This window comes from Bartonella pachyuromydis (genome assembly GCF_039543065.1).
Classification (GTDB): Bacteria; Pseudomonadota; Alphaproteobacteria; order Rhizobiales; family Rhizobiaceae; genus Bartonella; species Bartonella pachyuromydis.
Genome location: NZ_BAABJA010000001.1, coordinates 271,954 through 284,129, shown reverse-complemented (window position 1 = coordinate 284,129; position 12,176 = coordinate 271,954). Strand labels below are relative to the sequence as shown.

7 protein-coding genes are annotated in these 12,176 nt (G+C 37.1%); all 7 read left to right on the top strand.

Annotated elements, in window-relative coordinates; translation table 11 throughout:
* Positions 1-1,088: 1,088 nt before the first annotated feature.
* The 7 genes from ABD917_RS01245 to tsaE all read left to right on the top strand — a co-directional run bounded on the left by ABD917_RS01245 (position 1,089) and on the right by tsaE (position 11,844).
* Positions 1,089-1,808 (top strand): sulfate transporter family protein, encoded by a 720-nt coding sequence (locus ABD917_RS01245; RefSeq protein ID WP_345118269.1) that lies wholly within the window; start codon positions 1,089-1,091, stop codon positions 1,806-1,808.
* A 533-nt stretch (positions 1,809-2,341) separates the two neighbouring features.
* Positions 2,342-3,262, top strand: a complete 921-nt coding sequence (accD, locus tag ABD917_RS01240; RefSeq protein ID WP_345118268.1) for an acetyl-CoA carboxylase, carboxyltransferase subunit beta — start codon at positions 2,342-2,344, stop codon at positions 3,260-3,262.
* Positions 3,263-3,266: 4 nt separating this feature from the next.
* Entirely contained in the window at positions 3,267-4,586 is a 1,320-nt protein-coding gene (locus tag ABD917_RS01235; RefSeq protein WP_345118267.1) for a bifunctional folylpolyglutamate synthase/dihydrofolate synthase, read from the top strand.
* Positions 4,587-4,629: 43 nt separating this feature from the next.
* Positions 4,630-5,628 carry a complex I NDUFA9 subunit family protein gene (locus ABD917_RS01230; protein ID WP_345118266.1) on the top strand — a complete coding sequence of 333 codons (999 nt, stop codon included), beginning with the start codon at positions 4,630-4,632 and terminating at the stop codon, positions 5,626-5,628.
* 775 nt (positions 5,629-6,403) lie between these two features.
* Positions 6,404-7,801: an adenosylhomocysteinase gene (gene ahcY, locus ABD917_RS01225; RefSeq protein ID WP_345118265.1), complete on the top strand. Its 1,398-nt coding sequence runs from the start codon at positions 6,404-6,406 to the stop codon at positions 7,799-7,801.
* A gap of 38 nt (positions 7,802-7,839) precedes the next feature.
* Positions 7,840-10,299 carry a PAS domain-containing sensor histidine kinase gene (locus tag ABD917_RS01220; protein WP_345118264.1) on the top strand — a complete coding sequence of 820 codons (2,460 nt, stop codon included), beginning with the start codon at positions 7,840-7,842 and terminating at the stop codon, positions 10,297-10,299.
* Positions 10,300-10,350: 51 nt separating this feature from the next.
* A complete protein-coding gene (gene tsaE, locus ABD917_RS01215) occupies positions 10,351-11,844 on the top strand; it encodes a tRNA (adenosine(37)-N6)-threonylcarbamoyltransferase complex ATPase subunit type 1 TsaE (protein WP_345118263.1) in 1,494 nt (497 codons plus the stop codon).
* Positions 11,845-12,176: the final 332 nt, after the last annotated feature.

Here is a 12,176-nt window from a genome sequence, read left to right as displayed (position 1 = left end):
ACTTGGAACTTGGAACTTGGAACTTGGAACTTGGAACTTGGAACTTGGAACTTGGAACTTGGAACTTGGAACTTGGAACTTGGAACTTGGAACTTGGAACTTGGAACTTGGAACTTGGAACTTGGAACTTGGAAAATAAATACTTTAAATAGAGCGTAATACAAAACAAAAATGAAATGCATTTACTCAATTTATGTAAAACTTGTATGAATGACTTTCATTGAAAGCACTACTAACATAAACAGTAACCTTCTCTCTTCGAAAGAAATAAAAAATCACCATATATTTTAGTCTATTTATAAAATAACATGTATTGTTAGAGTTTATAGTTACCTGTTCATTTCATTTGCTTTATAAAAAAACTAACGCAAATTTTCTATAATTGCTTTCCTTCTCCTGCCTTATAAGGAGGAAGATTTTTAACCGCACCAATCTGTAACCAATTGGTGTCTCTCAAAGCGGTTTTCATCTACTCAACACTTAATTTATGCAAATGATTAATGATAATTAATCACTTTAAAACTTAAAGAAAAACGGCATAAAATACTTTTTATAAACGCTCTCAAATGCAAAAATTATCGCTGTCTTGGGCGCTAAAAAAACAAATGATGGTGCCAACTTGCATCTTCATAAGCTGTAAAAATGATAGTGCTCAATAGATTTACCATTATACCATCCCACGGATGCCATTATGAAATAAATTTGAGAGCATTAGCTGTCTTTTTAAAATAACTACGTGAATGTACACTAAAGTGGTATTCTGTTTTAGATACGGGATGTAATCCCTTTCAATTCTGTAGTAAATTCATGATCTGAATGTTCCATTCAACTTCATACATTTATACTGAGTTGATGCATAAGAAAATTAAAAATAAACAGAGATGATATTGTTATTTTAAATATAGGAATGCACTTTATATTACTGTATTGAAGAAAAATATGTTATGGTAGTTGTAGAATGATAAATGCTAGCCCTTGATTATTTATCTTAAACAACAAAATTATAGGATCTATAAAATTTAGTGCATACGTAAAGCACTTTTTCATCTGTCCCTTGTTTTCATTTCTTTTTTATTTCGTTGGTTGTTATGATTTTTACTGCTGCCTATCGTGCTTTACAGCGTCTTATCACTCCCCAATATCGTGTTATGATATTAAAAGCTTTGGGAATTACCTTTGTTGTTCTCGCCATCCTGTGGTCAGGTGTTCGCAAACTTTTTATATCCTATTTTGGGCCTTGGCTTGCTGATTTTCTTCCTGGATTACCTAGTTGGGTAGGATGGATAGGATTGGGTATGCTCATTGTTTTTAATATTGGTTTAGCCATGCTGATGGCTTTTTTAATTGCCCCAATCACCGCTATGATTGGTAGTTTTTTCATTGATTCTGCTGCTGAAATTATTGAAAAAGAAGATTATCCAAATGAGCCCGTTGGGCGTGCTCTGTCGTTTGGTCGCTCTCTGATACTTTCCTTGAAATTTGTTCTTCTAAGTCTTCTTGGTAATGGAATTGCTTTTATTTTGTTTCTCATACTAGGTATCAATTTGATTGCCTTTTATGTTATTAATGGCTTTTTGCTCGGTCGTGAATATTTTGTGTTTGCTGCTTACCGTTTTCGCTCTGAACAAGAAGCACATGCTTTTTTACACACTCATTATCTAACAGTTTTTTGTGCCGGATTGTTAATCGCACTTTTTGTTTCAATTCCCATTCTTAATTTAACAACACCACTTTTCGCAGCTGCCTTTATGACATACTTACACAAAATGCTCTCCTCAAAAAATACCGCACCTGTCTGCCAAAAATAATCACACTTCCTGAAAACCAAGCAAAGCTCATGATTACAGAGGGATGAAAATAAGTTATATGCTTTAAATGACTACTCTCATTGCTCTCATCAAAAAAATCTTGCTATGTTGTTAGTGTTTCGTTAGCATAATGTTATCATATCTGTTATTTTTATAGGCTATTGTAGTCCTGCGAATGTTTAATAGGGCTTCTTTGCTTTAAAAACGTTGGAGTAGTTCATTGGATGTGCATTTTCATCAAAAGCAAATGAAAAATTTGCCAACCAGTGTAAGAAATGGATTTTTATATCAAAGCAAAAGAATGAATAATCTAAGTTATTAAAACTGTTGAGAGGTTTGTTGTAAGAAATACTCTTAATGGAAAAATTGCTATGACATTAAAAAAAGGACAATGAAGTAGGAAATATTGCATATACTGGTAAAAGATATTAAAGAGACTGTTTATTCAGCTGGCAAAGTGAGTTTGAGATCTTAAATTCTATATTCTTTGAAGTCATGTAAAACTGTATCATATTTAAAGAGAGGCTGTACAGATGAACTGGATTACAAATTATGTCCGCCCTAAAATTAATTCTATATTGGGACGCCGTGAAATTCCAGATAATCTATGGATAAAAGATCCCACCACTGGTAAAATGGTCTTCCATAAAGATTTGGAGATGAATCAATATGTAATTCCGAGTTCTGGTTACCACATGCGCATCAGCGCCAAAAATCGTCTTATGCATTTTTTTGATAATGGTGTTTATACACTGCTAGAAAATCCAAGAGTCATAACGGATCCTTTAAAATTTCGTGATGAAAAACGCTATATTGACCGGTTAAAGGATTATCGTTCTAAACTTGGAGTTGATGACAATATTTTAAGTGCACGGGGTACTATTGAAGGCCTACCAATTATAGCTACCGTTCAAGACTTCGCCTTTATGGGTGGATCCCTTGGTATGGCTTCAGGAGAAGCTATCATCAAAGCTTTCGATACCGCCATTGCCGAAAAATGTCCGTTGGTTCTTTTTGCCGCTTCTGGTGGTGCACGCATGCAAGAAGGAACACTCTCCTTGATGCAAATGCCTCGTACAACTGTAGCCATTGAAATGCTGAAAGAAGCAAAACTTCCCTATATTGTCGTTCTTACCAATCCAACTACTGGTGGTGTTACTGCTTCTTATGCCATGCTCGGCGATGTTCACATTGCTGAACCTGGTGCTATGATTGGTTTTGCGGGACCACGTGTGATTCAACAAACGATACGTGAGACTTTGCCAGAAGGTTTTCAAAGCAGCGAATATCTGCTCGAACATGGTATGATTGATATGGTAGTATCGCGTTTGGAAATGAAAACGACCATTGCACGACTTCTCCGCCTAATTATGAAACGTCCTACAACTGTTAACCCTTCCAATCCATCTCCAACAGATTCTCATCCCTCGCTTTCTACAACAAAAGCAGCTTAACTTCATGGAAAAAAACCAAGTACAAAGGATGATAGATGAGTTACTAAAACACTATCCCAAAAAATTTGATCTCTCTTTAGAGCGTATTCTCCGTCTTTTAGAATATCTTGGTAATCCACATTTAAAACTTGCTCCTGTTATTCACATTGCTGGAACAAATGGTAAAGGATCGGCTTGTGCAATTTGCCGTGCTCTTTTAGAAAATGCAGGCTACCGCGTTCATGTATATAGCTCACCTCATCTGGTAAACTGGAATGAACGTTTTCGTATAGGTCAAAAAGGAGGTGGACAACTTGTTACAGAGAGCCAACTGGCTGAGGCAATTCGTGAAATTATAAAGGTGTATCATAAAAACCCAATTACTATTTTTGAAATTCTCACAGCAGCTGCTTTTATGCTGTTTAGGACGAATCCAGCTGATGTGGTGATTTTAGAAGTTGGTTTGGGAGGCCGTTTTGATGCTACCAATGTGATTAATAAACCAGCTGTCTCTCTTATTATGCCTATTGATTATGATCATGAGACTTTTCTTGGCAACACAATTGCACAAATTGCTTTTCAAAAAGGAGGAATTATCAAACCTTCTGTTCCAGTCGTTATCGGTAAGCAAGATTATAATGAAACTCTTTCTGTATTAACAACGCTTGCTGATAAAAACAAAGCACCGTATTCCCTCTTTGCCCAAGATTATCAAAGCTATACAGAACACGAACGTATGGTTTTTCAAAACAATCAAGGTCTTATGGATCTTCCACTTCCTAACCTTGTTGGAAACCACCAAATTGCTAATGCTGGAGCTGCTCTTGAAGCAGTCTATCAAGCAGGTTTTCAAATTTCAGAACAAGCAATAAGTTGTGCTTTACGAAATATTTACTGGCCAGCACGGATGCAACATCTTACCCATGGATATTTGGTTGATCAACTGTCTCCTCATATTGATTTATGGCTTGATGGTGGTCATAATCCTGCTGCTGGTAAAGCTGTTGCAGCAGAACTTAACAAGTGGAAAAAAAAAACAAACCGTCCTTTTATTATGATTGCTGGTATGCTTAATAGTAAAGATGCTGTCGGTTATTTTCGTCAGTTAGTAAACCTTGTAGACAAAGTTTACACAATCCCATTAACGGATAGCACTGCCGGTATTTGTCCAAAAATGTTAGCTGAATCAGCACGAAAGGCAGGGCTTTTTTCCACTCCACAAGCACATCTAAAAGATGCTTTAGAGAAAATTAAGACAGAGCATCAAGACGCAATTGTCCTTATTGGTGGTTCCCTGTATCTTGCCGGCGAGATTTTACGTGACAATAAAACACCACCATGTTAAAAATCAATTATTCATGGAGCTTTGAAAGATAGATTTTTGAATCATGCAACTCGATTGTGCACTTTATCAACATCCTAAACTTATCACTGTTTTTGGTGGCTCTGGTTTTGTAGGACGGCATGTTGTTGAAACTTTAACCAAGAGGGGTTATCGTGTTCGTATTGCTGTTCGTCGTCCGCAAAAAGCTTATTACATGCTCCAAGTCGGAGAAGTAGGGCAAACCCAAATGCTGAAAACCAATATCAAGCATCGCGCCTCTGTTGCACGTGCATTGCTTGGAGCAGACGGTGCCGTCTTTCTTCCCGGTAGCTTAGCACAAGCAAATCAATCCAATTTTCAAAAGACACAAATTGATGGTGCACAAAATGTCTCTGAATTAACAGCTCAAGCTGGCATTCCATTTATCTATATGTCCTCGCTTGTCACCAATCAAAACGCTAAATTCCTTTATGCACGCGTTAAATTTACGAGTGAACAGATCGTCCGAAGCATACATCCTCAAGTAATTATTATGCGCCCTTCCGTTATCTTTGGACAAGAAGATTGTTTTTTTAATACCTTGGCACATTTGTCGTGTTCTTTACCAATCATGCCTCTTTTTGGAGGTGGACAAAGTAAATTACAACCTGTGTATGTGGGTGACATCGCCGAATTTGTTGTGCGTGCATTAGAAGGACAAGTAATCTCTGGAAAAAGTTATGATCTCGGTGGTCCACAGATTATCACATTTCGAAATGCCCTTGAAAATATATTAAAAATCATTCACCGTAAGAAAACCATTTTGTCTATGCCTCTCTCTATAGGATTATTGATGGGAGAGGTTTTTGGAACTATCGGTAAATTGCCCTTCTTTCCAACACTGGTGACAACTAATCAGATACGCTTCTTGCAAGTGGATAATGTGGTTTCGCAAGAAGCTATCAAAAATGGATATACTCTAGAAGGTGCTGGCATTACCCCTAGAGCAATGACTGCTCTCTTGCCAAGTTATCTCTGGCGATTTCGTCCTCATGGTCAATTTTCCAAAAATTTACCAGCTTAGTGTATATTTTTGCAAAAGTTACCTAATATCTTGATTTATAATAATTTTTTTATTTCTCTATCTTGAAATAAAGATATTGAATAAAGTCATGTTTTCTCATTTCTCCTCATTCATAATCATAAAAAAAACTTATACTTGCACATCACATGAAAAATGGATTTGTGAAGAAAAATCGTTTGAAAATGAACTCAACATATCTCCTATAAATTGTCTTAATGTGAGAATGGAAAAAACATCTTATGGTTTTGCTTATTATACTATAAGCATAAAGATAATAGTACACTACGGATTTTGTACTATACCATTCACAAAGAGTGGTAGAAAATGAAATGAGAAGAAAGATAAAATGTCTTTTTAAAATAAATATATGAATGAATGAATGAATGATAATACATCATTCTTCATAAAGGTATATTTTTGTAATTTCATTCACTTTTACTTTCTTGAAAGAAAAAGAGAGCTCTATTGATAAATTTATATATCTTAGTTTTTTTTAATCATATAATTTTGTTTACAACCTTTCTTTCTACCCCACTTTTCTTACAGCTTCAAAATGATCAATATTGATCATTTCTGTTTACTTAATAAAATTTATAAGTCCCTTTATATTTTGCTCGTTATATTTATTGGTTTAAATAAATAAATGTGTGTTTGTGAAACAAATATATAGGACTTTTAAAAAGTTTTTTTTACATACAGAATTCTTGCTATTGGCTTGCATTTTTTTTTAATTTCTCCTACCGTTTGAGAAAAAATAATTTTAAAGGAATAACGAATGGCAACCCCAAATTATGTTGTCAAAGATATCGTACTTGCTGCTTATGGTCGTAAAGAACTGGATATCGCTGAGACAGAAATGCCAGGTTTAATGGCGTGTCGTAAAGAGTTTTCTTCTCTTCAACCTTTGCGCGGAGCGCGTATTTCTGGTTCATTGCACATGACAATTCAAACAGCTGTTTTGATTGAAACATTAACAGCTATTGGGGCTGATGTGCGGTGGAGCTCTAGCAATATCTTTTCTACACAAGACCATGCTGCAGCGGCTATTGCAGCCACTGGTGTCCCTGTTTTTGCCGTTAAGGGTGAAACATTGCAAGAATATTGGACTTATATAGATGCCATTTTCCAATGGCCTGATGGCAATCCTTCAAATCTTATCTTAGATGATGGAGCTGATGCTACAAACTATATTTTGATGGGATGCCGTGCAGAAGAAAATAAAGATATTCTCTCGCATCCTAAAACAGAAGAAGAAGAATTCTTTTTTAAACAAATACAAAAGCGTATGGACGCCACACCAGGTTTTTTCACACGTCAACGCGCAGCTATAAAAGGTGTGAGCGAAGAAACCACAACAGGTGTAACCCGTCTTTATCAATTACAAAAGGAAGGGCTTTTGCCTTTTCCTGCGATTAATGTCAATGACAGTGTCACGAAATCAAAATTTGATAATAAATACGGATGTCGAGAATCTCTCGTGGACGGTATTCGGCGCGCAACAGATGTTATGATAGCTGGTAAAACAGCTATTGTCTGTGGTTATGGAGATGTAGGTAAAGGTTCAGCAGCCTCACTTTCAGGTGCTGGAGCTCGTGTTAAAGTGACAGAAATCGATCCAATATGTGCCCTTCAAGCAGCCATGGATGGCTACGAAGTTGTGAATCTAGATGACGATGCTTCCAGTGCCGATATTATCATCACCACAACAGGCAATAAAGATATTGTTCGCTTAGACCATATGCGACAGTTGAAAGATATGTGTATCCTTGGAAATATTGGTCATTTTGATAATGAAATCCAAGTATCCGCTCTTAGAAATTTGCCATGGACGAATATTAAACCACAAGTGGATATGATCACCTTTCCTGATGGAAAACGCATTATTTTGCTTTCTGAAGGGCGTTTACTTAACCTTGGTAATGCTACGGGACATCCCTCATTTGTCATGTCAGCCTCATTTACAAACCAAGTTTTAGCGCAAATCGAACTCTTTACACGTTCAGAGCACTACAAAAATGAAGTAGCTGTTTTGCCAAAACATCTTGATGAAAAAGTTGCTCGACTTCATCTTGATCGGCTAGGAATAAAATTAACTACTTTATCAGAAGAACAAGCGGCCTATATTGGAGTTACACCACAAGGACCTTATAAACCAAATCATTATCGTTATTAAAATGTTCTCTTTGGTTAAAAGAAAAAGGAAAAGGCGCCGTGCTCCGCTGTGGTGATTATGCCCCCCAAAAAAAAGTTCAAAAAATGATGCGAACTTTTGTGTATATTTTTTGTCTTCTTTTTCTTGCTTTTCCAAAATGCGTTGTTGCTCAACCATCAGAAATGCCCCTTCTATTTACTTTTTCAGATGGCCCATGGCTCCTTTTAGCATTGTGTGGAGGAATTTTTTGCGCCTCCCTTTTTATCTGTATAGCTATTATTACGCGTGCAAAAAAAGTGGCAGGGCCCCCCCTACAGAAAACTCAAGTAGAGCTTTTTGAAAAACTTAAATATTATGAATGGCTTTTAAAAGAAACCGGACAATCTCTTCTTATTTGGGAAAACCCAAGTACTTTACCTCGAGTCGTTGGTAGCATTCCTGCATTACAAAATTTAGGAATTGATCAGCAAGACTTTCAGTGTTTTGAACTTTGGCTTGAAGACAATTCAAAACGAGAACTTGACCATGCATTAACGCAATTGCGTTACGAATCTCACCCTTTTGAATTGTCTATCACCACAATAAGTAATACGTTATTACAAGTTACAGGAGTCATTGCTGGAACAGTAGCCATTGCACGCTTTCAAGATATTTCAACACAACAGAGCGAAAATGCGCTCTTAAAAAAAGATATCGCGAAAATCCTTATTGAACTGAGAATGCAGCGTAATCTTCTTGATCGTATTCAAGAACCGGTATGGATACGAGATTGTGAAGGAAAAGTTTGTTTTGTTAATCGTGCCTTTCGAGAAATGACAGGCTTTCGAGAAGAGAGCAATGAAATAGATGATCTTTTCAATGAAACAACACAACGCAAAACAGATGAGGTCGAAACAATTTTTCAAGAGCATGTGCATACAGTTATTGACGGAGAACGGCATTGTTTTCACCTCACACGAATTACAACAGCCGAAGGAATGGCTGCGTTTGCACATGATGACAGCGCATATGAAAATCTTGCCAATGAACTAAAACGTGTTCTGCAAAGCCATTGTGAAACACTTGATCAAATCTCAACAGCCGTTGCTGTTTTTGACACCAACCAAAAATTAAAATTCTGCAATCATGCTTTTAAAATTTTATGGCCATTAGAAAGTTCTTTTTTAGAAAGTGAACCAAGCCATACATTGCTGCTTGAACGTCTGCGTGAAAAAGGACTCATTGCTGAACATCCCGATTGGCGTACTTGGAAAGAAGAGCTTTTTAAAGCCTACCAACAAACGGAAGCAAATCAACAAATTTGGAATCTTCCCGATGGGCGCACGGTGCGTGTTATTTCCAGCCCTCATCCACAAGGAGGAGTTACTTGGCTTTATGAAAATCTTACAGAAAAAATTGATCTTGAACGACGCTACAATACACTCATTAAAATACAAGGCGAAACGCTTGATAAACTTTCAGAAGGTGTGGTGGTTTTTGGCACGGATGGACGCCTTCGTTTATCAAATCCTGTTTTATCGAAATTATGGTCTCTCCCTTATAACTTATTAGTAGAAGGCACCCATATTACCCAATTGCAAAGCCATTGTTCAACTTTAACCATGGGAAGAGAATGGGATCAATTTACCAGATTTATTACAGGTTTTGCTGAAAAACGCGATATATATTCAGGTCGTATAGACCTTAAAAATGGCATGATTCTTGATTATAAATTGGTGCCGCTTCCCGATGGGCAAACAATGCTTAATTTCGTTAATGTTACAGATACTGTTCATGTCGCACGTGCTCTTCAAGAAAAAAATGATGCCTTAGAGAGTGCTGATCGTTTGCGTAATGAATTTGTTCAACATGTTTCCTATGAACTGCGTACACCTCTCACCAATATTATTGGATTTTCTGATATTTTACATGATCAAATTTTTGGCACTCTTAATGAACGCCAAAAAGAATATCTTGGGCACATTCATTCAGAATCAGGCACCCTTTTAAATATTGTTAATGACATCCTTGACCTTGCGACCCTTGATGCAGGCATTATGGAGCTAGACGTACAACCAGTGAATATTGCCGATGCCATGATACAAGCAGTCACACGTGTCGAAGAACGCCTTAATGGGCGCCATATCACGCTTTTACAACAAATTTCTCCTTCTTTAAATTGTATCTCTGCTGATGCAACACGTTTGCATCAAATTTTTGTTAATGTTCTCAGCAATGCCATTAATTTCGCACCAGAAGCAAGTACGATTGAATTTTGTGTCGATGAACAAGATGATCATATTGTCTTTAGTGTTCACAACGAGGGATCTGATATTCCAAAAGATATCTTAGAGCGCATTTTCAAACGTTTTTCTTCCCATTCACATCATGGTGGGCGTGCGGGAGCAGGTCTTGGTCTATCCCTTGTTAAAAGCTTTGTAGAACTCCATGGTGGACATGTTGAAATTCTTACTGGTACCGGACAAGGAACAACAGTTAAATGTTTTTTCCCGATTTCCAAAGGAGATAAAGTTTTTTAATCTCGTCTTTTATTGTTACGAAATTTTTTCGCCCATGGCATGGAATTGTTCATGAATTTTCGTTTTTTTCTTGAAAATGAAGAAGCTACTAGGCTTTTCGCGCAAGACTTAGCCCTCGCTTTAAAGCCTGGTGATCTGGTGACGCTGCAAGGTGATCTTGGAGCAGGAAAATCAACTATTGCGCGGACAATTATCCATACACTTGCCAACGACACAACGCTTGATGTTCCAAGCCCTACCTTCACTCTCGCCCAAAGTTATCAACTTCCACAATTGGAAATTGTTCACGCGGACTTTTATCGCCTTTCTATAGCAGAAGAAATTGATGAATTGGGGCTTTATGAAGCACGTGAGAGCAGTGTTTTACTTGTTGAATGGCCAGAAAAAGGGGCTGATCTTTTAGGACCAATTACCTTCGCCCTTACTTTAAAACATGAAGGTTGTGGGCGTCATGTGACTCTCCTATCTGCCCAAAATTCTCTTGGGCGTCTCAAGCGCTCTTTTGCAATTCGCGCATTTTTAACAAGCCATGGTCGTGGTCATGTTCATCGTCATTTTTTGGCAGGTGATGCCTCTGCACGTACCTATGAACTTCTGGATAATGGACAGCATAGGGAAGTTCTCATGAATGCACCAACCATGCAAAGGGAACAAAACACTGACCTATCTTACATAAAAAAGGCACAGCTTGCACAAGATATCCGCCAATTTATTGGAATTAATCAGCTTATTTTAGAAAATGGATTTTCTGCTCCCCATATCTTTGTTGAAGATTTTGAAAAAGGTCTTTTGATTCTCGAAAATTTAGGATGTGATGGAATTTTAGATCAAAACGGTTCTCCTTTAGAAGAACGCTATATCGCCTGTAGCAAATTGCTGGCTACCTTTCATCAAAAGTCGTGGTCTGCAGAGAAGCAATTTGCAACATTTTTGTTGCAAATTCCCTCCTATGATTGCCAAGCACTCCAAGCAGAACTCTCCTTATTGCTAGACTGGTATGTGCCCTTTCACACACAAAAAACTTTAGATAAAGAACAGCGTAAAGCTTTTTTTACCCGTTGGCAGCCTTATCTCGATAGTCTTGCTCAAGGCGAAAATACCTTCGTTATGCGTGATTATCATTCACCCAATATTCTTTGGCGTGCAAAGAAAAAAGGAATTGATCGCATTGGTCTGATTGATTTTCAGGATGGCTTAATAGGTCCAACAGCCTATGACCTCGTTTCTTTAGGGCAAGATGCACGTGTATTTATTTCCCCAACATTGGAGACAAAAATTCTCGATGCCTATTGCAATGCACGCCATCAAGCACCACGCTCTTTTGATGAAAGTGAATTCCGCAAGCTTTATGCAATTGCTGGTGCCCAACGCGCTTCTAAAGTTCTAGGGATTTTTATACGCCTCCATCAGCGTGATGGGAAATCATCGTATCTTCAATACCTCCCTTACGTGCAAGATTATCTTGTCCGCAATCTCTCAAACCCAATACTTGCACCTTTACAAAATTTTTATCAAGAAATAGGCCTCCTTTCAAAAGTAGAATAGATGCAGGTATCCTTAACCTTTGTAAAAACACTTTCTCCTCCCATCATTCATTTTTACTGTAGAATATAAAATGACACATTCTTTTTTTATTTTTTCAAAATAATATCATCTGTAAACAGTACTTTCATATTACAGCATATGATCAGTACGGAAAGTTTCTTATTTATGCTATGCAATGAATTGCAAATATCCTTGCAAAGCAAAAATTTTTCAAAATTTAACCCTTGCTCTTTACAGAGTCTGTTTGAATTTAATACTGAATCCTAATGCATTCTTTGTTCAAAAATTATGAGAAAAGTTCTTTATCTTCTTGCGCAAAAATTTAAGCCATA

Excerpts from the sequence above, each read along its gene's own strand:
- ABD917_RS01245 (WP_345118269.1), top strand. The coding sequence starts at position 1,089 with ATGATTTTTACTGCTGCCTATCGTGCTTTACAGCGTCTTATCACTCCC.
- accD (WP_345118268.1), top strand. The coding sequence starts at position 2,342 with ATGAACTGGATTACAAATTATGTCCGCCCTAAAATTAATTCTATATTG.
- ABD917_RS01235 (WP_345118267.1), top strand. The coding sequence starts at position 3,267 with ATGGAAAAAAACCAAGTACAAAGGATGATAGATGAGTTACTAAAACAC.
- ABD917_RS01230 (WP_345118266.1), top strand. The coding sequence starts at position 4,630 with ATGCAACTCGATTGTGCACTTTATCAACATCCTAAACTTATCACTGTT.
- ahcY (WP_345118265.1), top strand. The coding sequence starts at position 6,404 with ATGGCAACCCCAAATTATGTTGTCAAAGATATCGTACTTGCTGCTTAT.
- tsaE (WP_345118263.1), top strand. The coding sequence starts at position 10,351 with ATGAATTTTCGTTTTTTTCTTGAAAATGAAGAAGCTACTAGGCTTTTC.